This window comes from Deinococcus sp. Leaf326 (assembly GCF_001424185.1).
Lineage (GTDB): Bacteria > Deinococcota > Deinococci > Deinococcales > Deinococcaceae > Deinococcus.
On sequence record NZ_LMOM01000001.1, the window covers coordinates 234,828 to 253,440 of the forward strand.

An 18,613-nucleotide genomic window follows, 5' to 3' on the forward strand; every position below is an offset into this window, starting at 1 on the left:
TCCGGTCTCAGCCCAGCGCTCCCAGCAGCCAGCGGGCCCAGTTGCCTCCCGCCACTCCCGCACGGACCTCGGCGGGCAGCAGGTCCAGCAGCCCCGGCACGTCGGCGTAGCGCTCCACCCCCAGCGGCGTCTTCTCGGCCCCGAAGCCCCCGTCGAGGTCGGTGCCCAGGCCCACGTGCTCCCAGCCGACGAGCTCCGCGTAGTGCCGCGCGTGCTCCAGGACGGCTTCCGGCGGCACGCGCACGCGGTCGCCCACACCGGCGCGCAGGAACCGGCTGAGCAGCACCAAGCCGATGACGCCGCCCGAGTCGGCCACCGCGCGGGCCATCTCGTCGGTGAGGTGACGGTTGCCCGGCACGAGCGAGCGGCTGTTGGCGTGGGTGGCGATCAGGGCGGGCGGCGCCTCCATGACCCCCGCGAAGGCCGCATCGTCGAGATGCGAGAGGTCGAGCGTCACGCCCAGCTCACGCATCGCCGTGACGAGCTCGCGCCCGGCCCCGGTCAGCGGCCCCGGCGCGTCGGTGCCTCCCGCGTAGCGCGTCGCGCCCCACGCTGGCCCGATCACCCGGACCCCGGCCTCCACCCAGAATGGCAGGTCGGCCGCGTCTCTGACCGGGTCGGCGCCCTCCATCAGCAGCACGAGCCCCAGCGGCCCGTCCGGCGTAGCAAGCACCTCCCGCGCCTCGTTTGCGCGGGTCAGGAGCCGCACGTGACCCGCGTCCTCCCAGCGGTGGTACTGCTCGAGCTGCGCCAGCGCCTGCTTCCGCGCGCCCGCGTGGTCACGGTACCCTCCGGTCTCCCCAGGACCGGCCGGCATGGCGAACAGCGTCGCGAAGGCGGCGCGCACGCCTGCGGCGCGCAGTTCGGGAAAGCTGACGGTGGCGAGCTGCCCGGTCACGGGATCGGCCGCGCGCAGTTCGGGCAGGGGAAGGGTCAGGTCGCGCCCGAGTGAGGCGTTGTACGCGAGGTCGAGGTGGGCGTCGAAGATGGGGGAGGCGAACGGGTCGGCGGGCTGGTCACTCCCCCGGCTCATACGGCCGCCAGCGGCAGCACCGCGTGCAGGTCGCTCAACGCGCCGGGTGTCCGGCCCTGCAGGTCGATCAGCTCGGCCCTCATGCCGACCGCCCGCGCGCCCTCGACGTTCTCCGCCTTGTCGTCGATGAACAGCACCTCGCCGGGCGCGACGTCCAGAGCGTCGGCTGCCAACAGGAAGGCCTGGGCCTCAGGTTTGTGGACCCCCAGCGTGCAGGTCGCCAGCGCCACGTCCACGAGGTCGTCCAGCCCCACGGCGCTCAGCGTGCGCCCGATGCTCGGCAGGGTGTTGCTCAGCACCCCGATCTTCAGTCCACGCCCGCGCAGCTCGGCCAGGACGTCCCGCGCGCCGTCCACCGGCTTCATGTAGCGCTCGTAGGGAAAGGCCGCCATCAGGTCCGTAGCGGCTGAGGCAGGCAGACCCAGGCGTCCGACGAGTTCCTGTCCGTAGTCGTCCCAGAACCGGGTCTCGTCCTCGGTGCTGCGCAGATGCCACCAGCCGAACGCCCGTTCCTCCCACTGCGTACGTAGGGCCTGGCCCACTGTTGCCGGGTCGAGACCGAAGCGACCCCCCGCCCACATTGCCGCCTCGCGGTACACCGATGGGTCGGTCCAGGTCAGGGTATCGTCGCGGTCGAACAGCACAGCGCGCAGGGGGGATGGCGTTTCAGGCATGGAGTGCAGTCTAGCTAGAGCGAGCGAGAAGAGGGAAATAAGGAAGCCAAAAATTCACAATCTAGATTAATCGTGAATCTATTCACTTGATGCTATTTTTAGTTCTTTCTTGAGGCCATCAACTCCCGAGAACCCCCCGACACTATGCTGCGGCGCGTGCGGTCTGAGGAATTCCGATATGGCGGGGCCACCCTGCGCTACGAAGTCTCCGGCAGGGGAGAGCCGGTGGTCCTGGTTCACGGTCTGAGCGGCTCGGCGCAGTGGTGGCGGCGCAACGTGCCTGCCCTGGCGGCCGAGTACCGGGTCTACGCCCTGGACCTGGCAGGGTACGGCCACGCCCGCAGGCAGCGCACGCTCGGCGTACAGGAAAATGCCGAGCTCATCGCGCGCTGGATGGAAGCGCTCGATCTGCGCGGCGCGGCCCTGATCGGCCACAGCATGGGCGGCCAGATCGCCGTGCGGGTCGCCGCTCTCAACAGCGGCCGGGTGGACGCCCTGGTGCTGGCCTGCGCCAGTGGTCTCCTGGCGGGCAACCCCGTCAGGGTGGCGCTGCAACTCCCGCGCGCCACCCTGACGGGCCGGCCCACCTTCCTGCCGCGTATTCTGGCGGACTCGGTGCGGGCCGGGCTGCCCAACCTGTGGCGCAGTGCCGTGAGCCTGCTCGGAGACAGCGTGGCCGACCTTCTCCCCGCCCTCGACATCCGCACGCTGGTGATCTGGGGCCGGCGCGACGCCCTGGTGCCGGTGGCCCTCGGGCGCCAGCTCGCGGCCGCCATTCCGGGCGCCGAGTACCGCGAGATCGCCCGCGCCGGACACGTGGTCATGGTGGACGCGCCGCGCGAATTCAACGCGGCGGTGCTGGACTTCCTGCGGCGCCCCGGGGCCGGCGTGGCCCCGGAGAACCGCTCGTGAGCGGGCAGGCTCCTGCCCCTGCTGGACAGGCCTACTACACCGTAGTCCGGGGCCTGCGGACCCACGCCTGGGTGCGCGGCGACGGGCCACCCCTGGTCATCGTGCCGGGACTGGGCTGCGCCTCCTGGATGTATGCCCGGCTGGCCCGCGAGCTGTCGCGGACGCGGCGCGTGTACGTGTACGACCCGCCCGGCCACGGCGACAGCGAGGGGACGCCCGACTATCCCCGGTCCATCTGCGACCTCACCGACCACCTCGCCGCGTGGCTGGAGGCGAGCGGGCTGCGCTGCGCGCCGCTGCTGGGGCATTCGCTCGGCGGCGAGGTGATCTTCGACCTCGCGGCGCGCTACCCGCACTGCACCACGGCTCTCATCGCGGCCGCGCCCACCGGCATTCCCGAGAACCCCAACGTCCCAGCCCAGCTGTTTCGGCTTGCCCGCGACCTCCCCCGCGAACGTCTAGGGCTGCTCGGGCCCGGCCTGCGGGCCTACGGCCGGGCCGGTCTGGTCCGGATGTTGCGGCTGGCGGCCGACCAGCGACGGCACAACACCGGGCCGCTGCTGGCGCGCGTCCGGGTGCCCACCCTGCTCCTCGACGGGGACCGCGACCCCGTCATCCGGGCATGGACCGTCCGCGAGATCCGGCGCGAGATCCCCGAGGCGGTCGTCCGGGTCGTGCCGGGCGGCACCCACGCCGTTACCGACACCTTCCCGCTGACCATCGCGGCCTCGGCCTTGGAATTTCTGGACTGGGTCGAAGGGCCGGACACATCGCCTATAGGAGATTTTGAGCAACTAGATTGCGAAAATGAGTGAAACTCGTGGTTATATAGCAATAAAGTTGCCAAAAAAGACTAGGGTGATAGACTCGCCTCATGTTCGAGGACACTCACGACCACCATGTGCTGCTCACGCCCGGCCCGACCCCGATCCACCCCCGGGCCATGCGGGCCCTGATGCGCGGCATGCTGGGGCACATGGATCCGGAGGTCTTCGCGCTCAACCGCGAGATCCAGCAGGATCTACGCGTGATGTACGGCACTGAGCCCGAGGCCTTCACGGCGCTGCTGGCCGGGACCGGCAGCCTGGGCATGGAGGCGGGCTTCGCCAACCTCGTCGAGGCGGGGGACGAGGTTCTCGTGTGCGCCAACGGCTCATTCGGGCGCCGCATGGCCGAGATGGCCGCACGCTACGGCGCCCACGTGCGCCTGGTCACGGCGCCGCTGGGCGAGGCGATCGACCCGGCCGACGTGGCCGCCCACCTGGACGGCGTCAAGATGGTCGCGGTCGTGCACGGCGAGACGAGTACCGGCGTCTTGAACCCCGTGCCCGAAATCGCCGCACTCGTGCGCGGCAGCGGCGCCCTGCTCACGGTGGACGCCGTCACGACCGCCGGCATGGAGCCCTTTCACATGCAGGACTGGGGGGTGGACTACGCCTACACCGGCGCCCAGAAGTGTCTCTCGGCCCCCCCCGGCCTGGCGCCCATCGCGGTGAGCGCGCGCGCCTTCGCCCGCTTCGCCGCCCGGCGCACGCCCACGCCGCTGTGGTACTGCGACCTCGAAGGCCTGCGCGACTACTGGGTCGACCACACCTACCACCACACCGTGCCGGTCAACCTGCACTACGCCCTGCACGCCGCGCTGCGGGCCGCGCTGGACGAGGGCCTGGAGCGCCGCCAGCGCCGCGTCCGCCTGATGGGGCAGGTCATCGAGCGCACCCTGGCACCGCTGGGCTTCTCGCCCTACGTGCGCCGCCCCGAGGACCGGCTGCCCACCGTACTGGCCCTGCGGCTGCCCGAGGGCTTCGACGACGCGGGCGTGCGCAAGGCCCTGCGCGCCCGCGAGATCAGCGTGACCGGTGGCCTCGGCCCCACGGCCGGCGTCATCTGGCGCCTGGGTCTGATGGGCGAGTCGGCCCGCCCTGCGCCCTACCGCGCCCTGATGGTGGCGCTTGAGGACCTGCTCGGCGAGCCGGGCCTGGTGCGCCGCTACGAAGAAGCTCTCGAGGCCCTGATGTCTGAGGAGCTGCGGCCGGCCCTGGCGTGACCGCCCCAGCAGGGCCGGCGGCGAAGGGTCATCCCACGCCGCCGCCCTGCTGTGCCTGTTATTCCATCTTGCCGCTGCGGATCACGTCGGCGATGACCGGGGGCAGGTTCCAGGCCATGATGTCGAAGGCGCTCGACGAGTAGTCGTAGGGCACCTTGTGCAGCGAGACCTTGGGCCGTCTGCCTTGGCAATCCACGATGGCCACGTCGGCACCGGGTTCGTGGTTCAGGCTCAGGCCGACGCTGCCGGGATCGACGAAGATCGTGTCTCCCACCGTCCGGGTGAAAGGAACGTGGGTTCCGCCCACCACGAGGACGCGCGCGCCCATGCTGTCGGCGAGTTCCTCGAGTTCGGCCTCGGGGGCCATCAGGTCCACCCGGCCTTCGGGGTCATGGGGGCTGCCGTGGAAGTAGCGCACGCGCCCCACCGGGGTCATCAGGCGCCCACCGGTGGGTAGGCGGCGCAGGTACTCGAGCTGCTCGGGCAGAAGCGTGCCCTGGGTCCACTGGAGCACCTGATCGGCAATGCCCTTGCGCCCGGCGCGCTCACCGAAACTCAGCGCCACCCGCAGGTCGCTGCTGCCCAGGCCGACCTTCCAGTCCTCACGGCGAACGAAGTCGATGACCGGCCCTGGAGACGCGCCGTAGCCCACCAGATCTCCGACCACCACGACCTGACTCACGATCTGCTCGGCGAGAAAGCGCCGAACCGAGGTCAGGGCATGGATGTTGCCGTGTAAGTCACTGATGAAGGCGATCCTCAAAGTGCCCTCATGGTATGCCAAAGCGGACGCCGACGCATCCCACCTGCGCGGGGGCAGTGGGGGAGGCCCGCTATGATCGCGGACGTGCCCCGCGTTTCTCCCGCCCTGCTCGCCGCCCTGTGCGGCGTCCTGCTGGCCCTGACCCTGCCGCCGCTGCCCACCGGTGTCCTCGCCCCGCTGCCCCTGGCGGCCCTGCTGTGGCTGGTGGCGAGCGCGCCCACGGCCCGCGCAGGCGCGGCGCGGATGCTGGCCGGCGTGACCGCCCTGAGTGCCGTCCACCTGTGGTGGCTGGTGCCGTTTCTGGTGCGCATCTTCGAATTGCCGCCGCTGGGCGCATTGGCCGGGTTACTCTACGTGCTGGAGGGCGGATTCTTTGCGGTGATGGCCTACCTCGCCTACCGCGTTACGCCCACTCCGGCCGGGCGGGTCTGGGCACTGGCCGGGGGCTGGGTGCTGCTCGAATGGCTGCGGACTCTGGGGCCGCTGGCTTTTCCCTGGCCTACCCTAGGGTCGGTTCTGCTGTCCACGCCGCTCATCCAGGTGGCGGACCTGGGCGGCGTCCTGCTGTGCAGCCTGGTGATCACGGGGGCGGCAGCGGCGCTCGTCCAGGCGGCTCAGGGCCGGCGTGTGCCGTTGCTGGTCATGGCTGTGGTGTGGCTCGCCGCACTGGGCTACGGCCTGACGCGTACCCCCGGCGAGGGCCCGACCCAGCCCATGCTCGTCATGCGCTCGGACTTCGACGCCTTTGGGCGGGCGGCCGGTAGCCTGGGCCCGGAACAACAGTTTGCGCCACTCCTTCAGGCCACCACAGCCGCCCGGCAGCCCGGCGAGGTGGTCGTGTGGAGCGAGACGGCGACCTCGGCGTTTCCCGGTCAGCCGCAGATTCCGGCTTTTCCGGGGCCGGGGATCACGGGGCTCGGCACCAGGGCGTCGGGCGACGAGCCGGCACGCAACTCAGTGGTCAGTGTGGACGCGGCCGGTATGATCCTGAGCCGCAGCGAGAAGGCCCGCCTGGTGCCGTTCGGGGAGTATTTCCCCCTGTATTCGGGCCCGCTGCGTCCGGTCTACTCCGCGATCGAAAACACCCTGGGATTTCGGCTGCCGGCCATCCCGCCTGCACAGAGCATTCGCCCGCTGTCTCTTCACGGCATTCTCTACGGCACCTATGTCTGCTACGACAGTGTGTTTTCCTGGGTGGCGCGCGACCTCGTGCGGCAGGGCGCCCAGGTGCTCGTCAACCCCAGCAACGACGGCTGGTACAGCGGCTGGGGCGTAGCCCAGCACTTCTGGATGGGCCGCGTGCGCGCCATCGAGACGCGGCGGTGGCTCGTCCGCAGCGTGAACGACGGCGTGGCCGGTGCGGTAGATGATCTGGGCCGGCCCGTGGAGACCGTCTCGGCAGGGGAGGGCCTCCAGACCCTGCACGTGCGGCCCCGGCTGCTGAGTGGGCAGACCCTCTTCGTACAGTTCGGGCATGTTCCAGCGCTGCTCATCGCGGTGTTGCTGGTCGGGCTGGGGTGGAAGATAGGGCGACGCGCCGGGAGCCCAGTCACCTGAAGTGTTCCACCACGTCGTTGAGGTCGTCCTCCGGGAGCTCGACATAGCGCCGGGTGGTGTCCACCTGCTCATGGCCCAGGAACCCGGCCACACGGGTAAAGTCCTTCGTCGCGGCGTAGAGCTGGGTTCCGGCGTACTTGCGCCCGGCATGGAAGCCCCGGAACTCGTGTTCCATGCCGGCCCGCAGCGCCACCTTCTGAAGCCGTTCGTAGGCGCTGGAGTAGGCGCGGAAGGTCAGGACGGGGGTCTGGAGCAGGGCTGGAGTCAGGGCACGCCATGTCTCCAGCGCTTCCCGGAGCCGGGCACTGAGCGGCACCCAGCGGGCCTTGTCGCCCTTGCCGTGCGCCACCAGCAACCGCCTGCGCCCCAGGTCGAGCTCGGCCCAGGTCAGTGCCAGGGCCTCGGCGATCCGTAGACCTCCATGGGCCAGAAGCAGGAGCAGCACCTGTTCCTGAGGGTCGGCCTGGGCGAGCATGGCAGTCACGAAATCCTGGCGGTAGGGCGGATTCTTGACGATGCCTCTGGTCCGGTCCTTGGGCCGTTTCACGTCCGTGAAGGGGTCGGCGTCGGTCGCGCCTGCCCATCGCAGCGCCCGGTACAGGGCCGAGGCCGCCGCGACGCGTGCCATGACCGTCGCCGGCTTGAGCCCCGACGCGCTGAGTGAGGCCACGTACACCCCCGGTTCGCGGTGGCCGGGGTGCAGCAGATTCCAGGCGTGGGCCGAGGCGTGCTCCAGCAAGACTTCAGTGCCCTTGCGATAGGCGCGCAGGGTGTGAGGGCTGGTCCGTACCCCGGCGCTGGTGTCGGCGGTCAGGTAGGCCTGCGTGAGTGCCCAGAGTTCAGTGGCATTCCTGTCCCGGGCCGCCGTGACCGCCCGGACCCGCAGCGCCGTGTCGCTCAGTCCCGTCCAACCCCGGGCCTCGCTCAGCCGGTCGCCGGTGTAGAGGGCCAGGGCTGATGTGGAAACGGTCTCGGACATGGCCGATGATAACATGCCTTATCAACGCCCCAGTAATTCTTCGCTCAGGTTTCGAGTTCTTTCGCCTTGACCGGCGTCAGCATCCGCAGCGCGCCGGGCAGGATGCGGGCGGTGAACGGCGTGGTCTCCACGTGCAGTTCGCCGTCGTACTGCAGTGGGAACGGCTCGGTCGCGTCCACCTGCACCTCCCGGGCTTCGAGGGTTTCGAGGTTGCTACTGAACAGCGGGTCCCCCAGGTTCAGCTTGGCGCGCACCGAGTCGAGCAGATTGGGCAGCAGGCGCAGGATGTTGCCCGCCTGCATGAGGATGACCGTGAAGCGGCCGTCGCTGGGGCTGATGTCGCTGGTGATCGGCAGACGGTAATTCGCCATGCCCAGGTTGGCGACCATCACCCCGATGCCCTCGAAACTGCGTTCCTGCCCGTCGATCTTGAGATTGAAGGTAGTCTTCTTAGGGTTGATCTGCCGCATGGCGCTGATGGCGTAGGCCAGCGCCCCGAAGCGTTCCTTGAGGTCTTCGCTGTCCCGGATCATGGCGGCGTCGGCACCCGCGCCGGCCAGCATGCAGAAGCCGCTCTTCTCGCCCTTGACCTCGACCTCACCCATGTCCAGTCGCAGGGCATGTCCGGCTAGGACTACCCCGACCAGGCCTTCGGGGTCCTTGGGCAGGTCGAGGTTCTGGGCGATCAGGTTGGCGGTGCCGGCTGGGTAGGCCAGCAGAGGCACGTTGCGGTACCGCGCAGCGTAGGCGAGGCTGCTCACGGTGCCGTCGCCGCCCGCCCCGACCAGGGTCTGGAAACTTTCCAGGTCCTCGACGTAGGAGGTCATCGGCACGTCTTTTTCCAGTTCACGCTCGACGACCTCCAGACCGGCGGCGCGCAGACCGTCCACAAAGGCAGGCAGGCCGCTGTCGCCCTGGCCGCTCTTGGGGTTGAAGACCACCAGAACCCGGCGCAGACCGGCAGACCGTTCAGGGGTGGAGGCGGGCGTGGGGTTCTGCACATCGGGGGGGGGAGTTTGACCCTGCATTTGAGCCGACATTACACTGCCCGCACGGAGGCTCAGCCATGCAACGGATCTTTCTCGCTTCTTTACTGTTCGCCGGGGCGCTCGCGTCCTGTGCGCCGCGCACCGGCAGCGTCGCCGGAGTCACGGCCGCGCCCATGCTCGTCAAGGTCTCCGAGGCGGCCACCCGCGGCGGGACCCTCACCATTCAGGGCCGCTACCTCGGCGGCCCCACGACCGGCCGTGTCCTGCTGGGCGTCACCGAGGACGGCCACGGCGGCTACGCGGTGCCGGCCTCGGCGGTGCAGTCCTGGACCGACAGCCAGATCGTGCTGACCATTCCCGACAATGCCCCCATCGGCGGCTCGTGGCTGTTCGTGGAAGTCGGTGGCAAGAGGTCGGCCAACGGCCTGCCCTACAGCGTCCGGCAATAGGCCAAGCGGCCCATACAGACGCCCTCTCCCCTGCGCCGCTTGCCCTATCTGCCCGCCCGCAGCGCGCCTGACACGCGCCGGGCGGGTAAACTCTTGAGGTTATGGCGATTCAACGCCCCAAGGGCACCCAGGACCTGCTGCCGGAGGGCAGTCCCAAACTCAGTCTAGATACCCAGGCCTCAGCCTTCACCCATGTGCAGGACATGGCCCGGCGCGTGCTGGAGCGGGCAGGCGCGCAGTTCATCGCCACGCCCATCTTCGAGGACGCCGAACTCGTCAAGCGCGGTGTGGGGGGCAGCACCGACATCGTCCGCAAGGAGATGTTCACCGTCACCTACTTCGGGGACCACGGCGGGTTCATCCTGCGCCCCGAAGGTACGGCGGGCATCGTGCGCGCCTATCTCCAGGCGGGACTCAAGCAGTTGCCCGCGCCCCTGAAGCTCTGGACCCACGGCCCGATGTTCCGCGCCGAGAACGTGCAGAAGGGAAGGTTGCGCCAGTTCCACCAGGTGGACTACGAGGTGCTCGGCTCGGCTGACGCCCTGGTGGACGCCGAGGCCATCGCCCTGATGACCGAGGTCGTGCGCGAACTGGGATTGACCGGTGTGCGGGTCAAGCTCGGCAGCATCGGCGACCCCGAGGACCGCGAGGCCTACAACACCTACCTGCGCGAACTGTTCACGCCGCACGTCGAGCGGCTCTCAGACGACAGCAAGGACCGACTTGAGCGCAATCCCATGCGGATTCTAGATTCCAAGAGTGCCCAGGATCAGGACCTCATCCGTGAACTGGACGTGCGGCCCATGCTCGACTCGCTGGGCGAGGAAGCCGCCGCGCACTTTACTCAGGTGCGGGCCTACCTCGACGACTGGGGCGTGACCTACGACGTGGACCCGGGCATCGTGCGCGGGCTCGACTACTACCGCCGTACCGCCTGGGAGCTGCACCATGAAGGCGTCGGTGCGAAGTCGGCTCTGGGCGGCGGTGGGCGTTACGACGGTCTGGCCGAACAACTCGGCGGGCCGATGGTCCCGGGGATCGGCTGGGCGTTCGGGATCGAGCGGCTGCTGCTCGCGCTCGCGGCCGAGGGGGTGGCCCTGCCGGCCGCCGCCGGCCCGCTGCTGTACCTCGCCGCGATGGACGAGGCCCAGGTGGCGTTCGCCGCCCGAGTGGCGATAGGCGCGCGCGCCGCCGCGCGGGTCGAGTTCGCCTACCGTCCCCAGAAACCCGGCAACGCCTTCCGGGACGCCGAACGCCGCCGCGCCCGCTACGCCGCCGTGATCGGCAGCGACGAGGCCGAGCGGGGCGTCCTGAAACTCAAACACCTCGGCACGGGCGCCGTGCGGGACGTGGCGCTCGCCGATCTCAACACTTTTCTGGAACAGGAGAACGCATGAAACGCACCGCCCTCATCGGCCAGCTCGGCGAACAGCACCTCGGTCAGACCGTCACCCTGCAGGGCTGGGTGAACCGCCGCCGCGACCTCGGGGGATTGATCTTCGTCGAGCTGCGTGACCGCTCCGGCGTGGTGCAGGTGCAGGTCGAGCCGGACTCGGCCGCCTTCGCCGAGGCCGATCAGCTGCGGGCCGAGTACGTCGCGGAGGTCGAGGGCCACTTCCAGCCGCGCCCCGAGAGCCAGCGCAAGGGTGGACTGGCCGACTACGAGGTCATCGCCACGCGGGTCAAGGTGCTCAACGCGGCCAGGACTCCGGCGTTCGAACTCGATAAGGGCGACGCTGTGGCCGAGGATATCCGCCTCAAGTACCGCTACCTTGACCTGCGCCGTCCCGAGATGCAGCGCGCGCTGATGCTGCGCAGCAAGGCGGTCGCGGCCGTGACCTCGTTTCTCCACGCCGAGGGCTTCATTCAGGTCGAGACGCCGATGCTCACGCGCAGCACCCCCGAAGGCGCACGCGACTTCCTGGTGCCCAGCCGCCTGAGCGCGGGCGAGTTCTACGCGCTGCCGCAGTCGCCGCAGCTGTTCAAGCAGCTCCTGATGATCGCGGGCTTCGACCGCTACTACCAGCTCGCGCGCTGCTTCCGCGACGAGGACCTGCGCGCCGATCGCCAGCCCGACTTCACGCAGCTCGACATGGAGATGAGCTTCGTCGAACAGGACGACGTGCTGGAGATTCAGGAACGCCTGATGGCCCACGTGTTCCGCGAGGTGCTGAATGTGGAACTGCCTCTCCCCTTCCCACGTCTGAGTTACAAAGGCGCGGTGGACCGTTACGGCTCGGACAAGCCGGACCTGCGCTTCGGGCTGGAGTTCGTGGAGGCGACGGACCTGTTCACGGGCGGCGGCTTCAAGGCTTTCGCCTCGGCGGCGAGCGTCAAGGCCATCGTCGCTCCCGAGCTGACCCGGAAGCAGATCGACGAACTCGAGCGCGTCGCCAAGCAAAACGGCGCGGGTGGGCTGGCGTGGCTGCGCCGCGAGGGCGAGGGCTTCACAGGCGGCATCAGCAAGTTCGTGGGCGAGTTGAGCGCCGAGCTCATCGCCCGGACCAGCGTCCCCGAGGGCGGCACGCTGCTGTTCGCGGCGGGCGAGTGGAAGAAGGCCACCGCGGCCCTGGGCGCCGTGCGGCTCGCGCTGCGGGACCTGTTTAACCTCGCGGCGGCCGGCTCGGCCTTCCACGTCTCCTGGGTCGTGGACTTTCCGCAGCTCGACTATGACGAGGAGTCGGCGAGCTGGACCTACATGCACCACCCCTTCACCGCGCCGCACCCGGACGACGTGGCCCTGTTCGGCACCGCGCGCCAGGGCGAGATCCGCGCGCAGGCTTACGACCTCGTGCTCAACGGCTTCGAGGTCGGCGGCGGCAGCGTCCGTATCCATGACCCCGAGGTGCAGGCACAGATGTTCTCGGCCATCGGCATGAGTGACGAGGACGCCCGCGAGAAGTTCGGGTTTTTCCTCGATGCCCTGGCTTCGGGTACACCCCCGCATGGCGGCATTGCCTGGGGCTTTGACCGCCTGATCATGGTGATGGCCGGGGCCGCGAGCATCCGCGAGGTCATCGCGTTCCCCAAGAATAACCGTGGTGCCGACCTCATGGCGGGGGCGCCCTCGGTAGTAGACGCACCGCAGCTTGCGCAGGTCGGGGTGGCAGTACTGGCTGGGGACTGAGGAGAGTGAGGCCTATGGGCCTCTTCTTTTTTACTCGTGAATATATTCACGAGTAAACCAGTTCGTGAGTTTTTGGTCTATTTAGCTCTATCATCCCGACTCGGCCTTTAGTTCGTGCTGTTCAATCCGGTGCGTTGGACGCAGGAGTTCTATGCTAAGCACGTGCATTTCGACGACCTGCCTGTACTACCCACCACCCCCGGCGTGTATATCTTCCGCAGGGGTGGAGTGCCGATCTATATCGGCAAGGCGAACAACATCCGCTCGCGGGTCGGGCAGCACTTCAAAGCGGGGGGCAAAAGCGGCAAATTCACGGCACTGGCCGAGTCGCTGGAGTTCATCACAGCCAGGAACGAGGTCGAGGCGCTCATTCTCGAGGCCAACCTCATCAAGCAGCACCGGCCGCACTACAACGTGCTGCTCAAGGACGACAAGCACTATCCGTTCCTGAAACTGACAAACGAGGCGTTTCCCATGCTCATCGTCACGCGGCGGGTGCTCAAGGACGGCGCGAGCTACTACGGCCCCTACCCGGACGCCTCAGCGGTGCGGCGGGTCAAACACCTCATCGACACCATGTTTCCGCTGCGCAAGAATTCGGGGCTGCCCATGCAGCGCAAGCCCCGTCCCTGCCTGAACTACCACATGGGGCGCTGCCTCGCGCCGTGCATCGACGCCGCCGACCCCGAGGCCTACGTGCGCGTGGTGGACGACGTGAAGGGGCTGCTCGAGGGCCGCGCCGGGCACGTCGTCACCCGGCTGCGCCAGGACATGGGCGCGGCGGCGCGCGGACAGGACTTCGAGCAGGCCGCGCGGCTACGCGACCGGGTGGCGGCAGTCGAGAAGCTGTTCGGAACCGAGCAACACGCCTTTGTCAGCGACGAGACTGACCTGGACTTCCTAGGCGTGGCGCAGGCGGGCGAGTACGCGATGGTGCAGCTGTTCCGCATGCGCGGCGGGCGGGTCGTGGGCCGCGACAAGCGCTTCCTGACGGGGGCCGAGGAGAGCGGCACGGGCGAAATCATCGAGGCCTTCGTGCAGGACTACTACACCCAGGCGACGCATGTCCCCCCCCTCATCCTGCTGCCGGCCGACTTCGAGGACACGCCGGTCTGGAGCCGCTTTCTGTCGGACAAGGCCGGCCGGCGGACCGAGATGCGCACGCCCAAGCGCGGCGACAAAGTCGACCTGGTGGACATGGCGCAGCGCAACGCACAGACGGGCCTGGAGTCCGAACTCGCGCTGCTCGAGCGCCGGGGAGACCATCCGGGCCTCGACGCGCTGCGTGAGGTCCTCGCCCTGCCCGAACGGCCCTGGCGTATCGAGGGCTACGACAACTCCAACCTCTTCGGCACGAACATCGTCTCGGGGATGGTGGTCTTCGAGGGCGGGCGCTCGCGCCGGGGCGAACACCGCCGGTTCAAGGTCAAGGGCCTGGATCACCCCGACGACTACACCTCGATGCGCCAGACGATCACGCGGCGCTTCACGGGCAGCCTCTCGGACAAGCTGCCGCTGCCGGACCTGCTGCTCATCGACGGGGGGCGCGGGCAGGTAAACGCGGCGCTCGACGCGCTGAAGGAGGCAGACCTCCAGATTCCGGTCGTGGGCCTCGCCAAGCGTGAGGAGCGGCTGGTCCTGCCGGGGCGCTACGGCGCGCAGTGGTGGCTGGAGGGCGGCAGTGAGGTCGGCGTGGACCGCGAACTGCTGCTGGCGCACACGCACCCGGCGCTGCGGCTCCTCATCGGCGTGCGCGACGAGGTCCACAACTACGCCGTCACCTACCACCGCAAGCTGCGCGGTGAGGGCATGCTGCGCAGCGTGTTCGACGACCTGCCGGGCATTGGGCAAAAACGCCGGGACGCCCTGCTGGAGCACTTCACCAGCCTCGAGGACCTCGCCGCCGCGCCGGTCGAGCAGATCGCGGCGGTGCCGGGCATGACCGCGCGCGCCGCGCAGAGCGTCAAGACCTTCTTGCAGGCGCGGGAAGACAACGCCGCGCCGATCTGAGCCGCCCCTTCCAAAGAAAGGCCGCCCACTTCCTTCGGAAGGGGCGGCGCGGGGGTCGGGACGGCTGCGATCATGCGGCGCGCAGGCGGGTGCGGGCCCAGGGCCAGCGGAAGGCCGGGCGGGGTGTAGGAAGCGCAGCCCGGCGGGCCTGGCGGTCGCGCTCGGCTTCCTGGCGGAGATCGGCGGCGTGCTGGACAGCAAATTCGAAGTGCAGGGCAGTATTCATGGTCGGTCCTCTGGCCCGGCCGCCGCTGCCGGGAGGCAGAAGGGGACCGGCGGGTTCGGGCCTGAGACCATGGTGCCCCGGCAGGGGGCCGGCGCACATGCGCGGGGTGGCGGGGGCGGCGCTGCGCCGAACGGCCTAGCGGCAGGGTCAGGCCGCCTGAGGGGCGCGCCCCTCGCGGCGGGCGAGCTGGGCCGCGAGAACCAGCAGGGCGGCGCACAACACGGCGATCAAGCCGAACAGGCCATGCGGCGAGGAGGCGAAAACCAGGCCCGCGAGACCGGCGGCCGGAATCGAGCACAGCAGGGTCAGGGTCTGCACCGCCGAGTACAGGTCGGCCGTGCCCTCCCCCACCGGCAGGCGCGCGAAGAGGGCCGCGTCGCGGTAGGTCTGCGTGAGAAAGGTCGCGCCGCCGATCAACCCGACGACCGCCAGCATGGGCGCTGTCTGACCGGCCGGCACAAGCAGCAGCGCCACGGCCCCGACCAGGGCTAGCGCGCGCACAGCCACCAGGGTCTGTCCCAGCGGCAGCCGGCCCAGCCGGGGCAGCGCCGCGCCGTAGAGCAGGGCGGTGACGAGAGCCCCCACGACCGGCACGTACGAGAGGGTCTGGGCGCTGAAGCCCAGCGTCTCGCCCAAGAACAGAATCTGAAAGAGGCTGAGCTGCTCGATGAACACGGTCAGGACGTAGAACACCGTGACGCCGATGAGGCCGGGATGCCCGCGCATTCCCGCGACGCGCTGCAGGGTCTGGCGTAGGCTCTGGCCCAAGCTCAAGTCACGGTGCTGGAGCATGGCCTCCTGGCCGCTGCGGGTCTCGTCGGTGATGGCGTTGCGCCACAGGAACATGATCGTCATGCCCAGGCCGCCCAGGGCGTAGAAGACCCGTAGGGTGGGCACCACGCCGTAGCGGGAGATCAGCAGGCCCAGGAGCGGTGTGAGCAGGCCGCAGAAGGTCACGATGAGATTCATGATCCCGAAGACGCGTGGGCGCTGCGGCGGGTCCACGTCCTCGATGACCAGCAGGCTCCAGGACACTGTGACGATGCGGTTGACGGCGTTCAGCGCGGCCGCGAACACGAAGGCCCCGAGGGACTGGGCCAGTGCCCAGACGAACATGGGCGCCGTCCAGGAGATCAGGTCGCCGATCAATGTGGTGCGCTTGCGGCCCAGGCGGTTGGTGATGGGCGCGGCGAAAGCCTGGCACGCGAAGGACAGGGCCAGCGTGACCGACCCGAGCAGACCGATCTCCGTGCTCGACAGGCCCACGCTGCGCAAATAAAGCGGCGCGTAGTACAGCACGACCGTCCCGAATACCGCCCACAGCGGCTCGAGCAGGATGGAATTGCGGGCATTGCGCGGCAGGTCGGCCAGCGACCGGAACTGGAGCCCCCGGCTCATGCGGCGAACCGGGCAGAAAGCGGACGCAGGCAGGCGGGCATCGCGGCCACTATGGCACGCCGAACTGAAACGGTACAGAGGGGCATGTGGGGCGGCTCATCGTGCCAGCCCTCCGTCAGGCCGACTAGGTTAACTTTGGCCCAAGTCGCGCCGGGCGTCAGGCCTATGTAATGGGCGGATGCGCCTCCCAACCCGCCGTCCACCTCCTCCGGGGCTCTCCGCCCCTCCCCGGCGCTGGAATGCCGTGGCCCTGCTGCTGCTCGGGGTGCTGCTGCCCCTGCTGGCAGTGGCCGACCTGACCGAGGACGTGTTCCGTGAGGGCGGCTTCACCTGGGACCAGACGGTGCTGGCGTGGTACCGGGCGCACCGCACCCCCGAACTGACCCGCATTGCCGAGGCGCTGGCTGTGATCGGCGGCGTGCAGGTGCTGCCCTTCGTCACGCTGGCCGTGGTGGCCGGACTGTACCGGGCAGGTGCGCGGGCACACGCGCTGTTTCTGGCACTGGCGGTGTGCGGCGCGACCCTGCTGAACGTCGTGACCAAACTGATCTTCCAGCGGCCCCGGCCCGATGTCCTGGAGGCGGTGTTGCGCGAGCCGGGCTTCAGCTTTCCGAGCGGTCACGCGATGGCGAATGCCGCGTTCGGGATCGCCATCACCCTGATCTTCTGGAGATCAAGGGCTGGCTGGCCGGTCGCCATACTCGGCGCGCTGTGGGCCGTACTCGTGGGGATCAGCCGGAATTATCTGGGCGTCCACTACCCGAGCGACGTGCTCGCCGGCGCACTGAGCAGCCTCGTGTGGGTGGTCGGGCTGTACCTGCTGATGGGGCAGTTCCGGCCGTCGCTGCGCGGCTCGCCGGCGGGTGAACGCGATAACCGGTGAAGGAGAGGGAGTGAAATCCTTTTCTTATTTCCAATAAATGAATAGATTCACGACCACTCTAAATTGTGAAAAGGAAATTCTCTTTTGATTTGAGTAATTTCCTGGAATTGGGAAACCTTTCTATACGGCTCCCCAACCTATCTGGCCACCCCTCAGTCAGCAACCTGAACTGCCGCACCCAGACCAAAAGCTGCATGGACCGCCTGGGTGGCGCGGTCGACCTCGGCACCGTCGAGGGCCACGCTGATATTGAGCTCGCTGCTGCCCTGCGAGATCATCAGGATGTTCACGTCCTCGGCGGCCAAGGCGGTGAACAGCCGCGCGGAGACGCCCTTCTGCCCACGCATGCCGCTGCCGACGATGGCCAGGACCGCCACGCCGCCCTGCACCTCCACGTTCAGCTCGCCCGTGATCCCGGCGCGCAGGGCTGCCACGGTCCGTTCTGCGTCGACCGAGGGCACGGCCAACGAGACGTTGCTCATGCTGCTGCTCTGGGACACCATAAGCAGGGTGACGTTCTCGCGGGCAATGGCCGCGAACACGGTAGAGACGACCTCGGGCACCCCCAGGGCGCCGGCGCCGCTCACATTCACGAGGCTCACGCTGCGGATCGCCGTGACGGCCTTGACGGGGTGGCCCTCCTCCTCGTGCGGCTGAGCCTGGACCAGCGTGCCGGGAAAATCGGGGTCGGCCGCACTCTTGACGCGCAGGGGAATGCCGCTTTCCTGAAGAGGCGTGACCGCGAGCGGATGCAGCACCTTGGCCCCGAAATAGGCCAGCTCCATGACCTCGCCGTAGCTCAGGACGCCGATGTTGCGGGCGTCCTTCACGACGCGTGGGTCAGCACTCATGACGCCGTCCACGTCCTTCCAGGCCCAGACCTCGTCGGCGCCCAGCGCCTTGCCCACGATGGTCGCGGAAAAGTCGGTCCCGCCGCGCCCCAGGGTGGTCAGGGCGCCCTGATCGGTCTCGCCCATGAAACCGGCGATGACCGGGGTCACGTCGGCGGCGAACAGGCCGCTGAGGCGGTCGCGGATGCGCTCGTAGGTGGTGGCCGTGGGACGGGCGTTGCCGAAGTGCGCGTCGGTGAGGATGCCGGCCTCGCCGCCGGTCAGGTGCCGGGCGCGCAGGCCGGACTGTTCGAGCGCGAGACTCATCAGGGGCGCGCTGAGACGCTCCCCGAAGGCCACGATGAGGTCCCGGCTGCGCGGAGTCAGTTCGCGCAGGAGGTACACGCCGTAGATCGCCTGCCGCAGCGTCTCGTGCATCTCCCGGATCTCGCGTACGGCGGGGCTGTCGGGCGCGGCGCCGAGTTCCTGGGCCGCCGTGAAGTGGCGGGTGCGCAGGGCAGCGATCTCGTCGTTGGCGCGGGCGATGTCTCCGGTCTGCGCGGCGTCGGCGAGCTGAAGCAATTGGTTGGTCACGCCGGCCATCGCCGAGACGACCACCACGACGCGCACACCTTCCCGGATGCTGCGCGCGGCCAGCGAGGCGCTGTGGCGAATGGCGCGGGCGTCCTGCATGTTGGTGCCGCCGAATTTCATGACCAGAAGCGAGTAAGCCATA

General features: G+C 69.0%; 17 protein-coding genes. 9 read left to right on the forward strand and 8 right to left on the reverse strand.

Going from position 1 to position 18,613, the window contains the following annotated elements; translation table 11 throughout:
* Window positions 1-7: 7 nt before the first annotated feature.
* Window positions 8-1,033, reverse strand: coding sequence for a dipeptidase (locus ASF71_RS01240; protein WP_056293663.1), 1,026 nt, complete (start codon window positions 1,031-1,033; stop codon window positions 8-10).
* Window positions 1,030-1,707: an HAD family phosphatase gene (locus ASF71_RS01245; protein ID WP_056293665.1), complete on the reverse strand. Its 678-nt coding sequence runs from the start codon at window positions 1,705-1,707 to the stop codon at window positions 1,030-1,032. Before ASF71_RS01245 ends, ASF71_RS01240 begins: the two co-directional genes overlap by 4 nt.
* Window positions 1,708-1,851: 144 nt before the next feature.
* On the opposite strand from ASF71_RS01245, the gene ASF71_RS01250 reads away from it, so the two are divergent.
* Genes ASF71_RS01250 through ASF71_RS01260 form a run of 3 tightly spaced genes read left to right on the forward strand, consistent with a single transcriptional unit; the run spans window position 1,852 to window position 4,666 of the window.
* Window positions 1,852-2,619: an alpha/beta fold hydrolase gene (locus ASF71_RS01250; RefSeq protein WP_056293668.1), complete on the forward strand. Its 768-nt coding sequence runs from the start codon at window positions 1,852-1,854 to the stop codon at window positions 2,617-2,619.
* Window positions 2,616-3,434 carry an alpha/beta fold hydrolase gene (locus ASF71_RS01255; RefSeq protein WP_056293671.1) on the forward strand — a complete coding sequence of 273 codons (819 nt, stop codon included), beginning with the start codon at window positions 2,616-2,618 and terminating at the stop codon, window positions 3,432-3,434. Before ASF71_RS01250 ends, ASF71_RS01255 begins: the two co-directional genes overlap by 4 nt.
* Before the next feature lie 59 nt (window positions 3,435-3,493).
* On the forward strand, window positions 3,494-4,666 hold the full coding sequence (locus ASF71_RS01260; protein ID WP_056293673.1) for an aminotransferase class V-fold PLP-dependent enzyme: 1,173 nt from the start codon (window positions 3,494-3,496) through the stop codon (window positions 4,664-4,666).
* A 58-nt stretch (window positions 4,667-4,724) separates the two neighbouring features.
* Here ASF71_RS01260 and ASF71_RS01265 read toward each other — a convergent pair whose 3' ends face one another.
* Window positions 4,725-5,429, reverse strand: a complete 705-nt coding sequence (locus ASF71_RS01265) for a metallophosphoesterase (RefSeq protein WP_056293675.1) — start codon at window positions 5,427-5,429, stop codon at window positions 4,725-4,727.
* An 84-nt stretch (window positions 5,430-5,513) separates the two neighbouring features.
* Here ASF71_RS01265 and lnt point away from each other — a divergent pair, with 84 nt between their 5' ends.
* Window positions 5,514-6,986 (forward strand): apolipoprotein N-acyltransferase, encoded by a 1,473-nt coding sequence (lnt, locus tag ASF71_RS01270; protein WP_056295018.1) that lies wholly within the window; start codon window positions 5,514-5,516, stop codon window positions 6,984-6,986.
* On the opposite strand, the gene ASF71_RS01275 is transcribed toward lnt, so the two are convergent.
* Window positions 6,979-7,965, reverse strand: coding sequence for a tyrosine-type recombinase/integrase (locus ASF71_RS01275; protein WP_056293682.1), 987 nt, complete (start codon window positions 7,963-7,965; stop codon window positions 6,979-6,981). The two genes, lnt and ASF71_RS01275, sit on opposite strands and share 8 nt — an antisense overlap.
* 44 nt (window positions 7,966-8,009) lie before the next feature.
* A complete protein-coding gene (locus ASF71_RS01280; RefSeq protein WP_369814941.1) occupies window positions 8,010-8,993 on the reverse strand; it encodes a diacylglycerol kinase family protein in 984 nt (327 codons plus the stop codon).
* A 38-nt stretch (window positions 8,994-9,031) separates the two neighbouring features.
* On the opposite strand from ASF71_RS01280, the gene ASF71_RS01285 reads away from it, so the two are divergent.
* The 4 genes from ASF71_RS01285 to uvrC all read left to right on the forward strand — a co-directional run bounded on the left by ASF71_RS01285 (window position 9,032) and on the right by uvrC (window position 14,540).
* Window positions 9,032-9,403: an IPT/TIG domain-containing protein gene (locus ASF71_RS01285; protein ID WP_056293684.1), complete on the forward strand. Its 372-nt coding sequence runs from the start codon at window positions 9,032-9,034 to the stop codon at window positions 9,401-9,403.
* A gap of 101 nt (window positions 9,404-9,504) precedes the next feature.
* A complete protein-coding gene (gene hisS, locus ASF71_RS01290) occupies window positions 9,505-10,800 on the forward strand; it encodes a histidine--tRNA ligase (protein WP_056293687.1) in 1,296 nt (431 codons plus the stop codon).
* Window positions 10,797-12,530 carry an aspartate--tRNA ligase gene (gene aspS / locus ASF71_RS01295; protein ID WP_056293690.1) on the forward strand — a complete coding sequence of 578 codons (1,734 nt, stop codon included), beginning with the start codon at window positions 10,797-10,799 and terminating at the stop codon, window positions 12,528-12,530. The genes hisS and aspS overlap by 4 nt, the downstream gene beginning before the upstream one ends.
* 162 nt (window positions 12,531-12,692) lie before the next feature.
* Complete coding sequence (gene uvrC, locus ASF71_RS01300) at window positions 12,693-14,540, forward strand: excinuclease ABC subunit UvrC (RefSeq protein WP_056293693.1); 1,848 nt, start codon at window positions 12,693-12,695, stop codon at window positions 14,538-14,540.
* 70 nt (window positions 14,541-14,610) lie between these two features.
* Here uvrC and ASF71_RS23400 read toward each other — a convergent pair whose 3' ends face one another.
* The gene (locus ASF71_RS23400; protein WP_156372544.1) at window positions 14,611-14,766 is read right to left on the reverse strand and encodes a hypothetical protein; all 156 of its coding nucleotides are present in this window, start codon (window positions 14,764-14,766) and stop codon (window positions 14,611-14,613) included.
* Window positions 14,767-14,913: 147 nt separating this feature from the next.
* A complete protein-coding gene (locus tag ASF71_RS01305) occupies window positions 14,914-16,164 on the reverse strand; it encodes an MFS transporter (protein ID WP_082505297.1) in 1,251 nt (416 codons plus the stop codon).
* 178 nt (window positions 16,165-16,342) lie between these two features.
* Between ASF71_RS01305 and ASF71_RS01310 the strand changes: the two genes are divergently transcribed.
* On the forward strand, window positions 16,343-17,047 hold the full coding sequence (locus ASF71_RS01310; protein WP_056293699.1) for a phosphatase PAP2 family protein: 705 nt from the start codon (window positions 16,343-16,345) through the stop codon (window positions 17,045-17,047).
* A 152-nt stretch (window positions 17,048-17,199) separates the two neighbouring features.
* On the opposite strand, the gene ASF71_RS01315 is transcribed toward ASF71_RS01310, so the two are convergent.
* Window positions 17,200-18,612: an aspartate kinase gene (locus ASF71_RS01315; RefSeq protein ID WP_056293702.1), complete on the reverse strand. Its 1,413-nt coding sequence runs from the start codon at window positions 18,610-18,612 to the stop codon at window positions 17,200-17,202.
* Window position 18,613 lies beyond the last annotated feature (1 nt).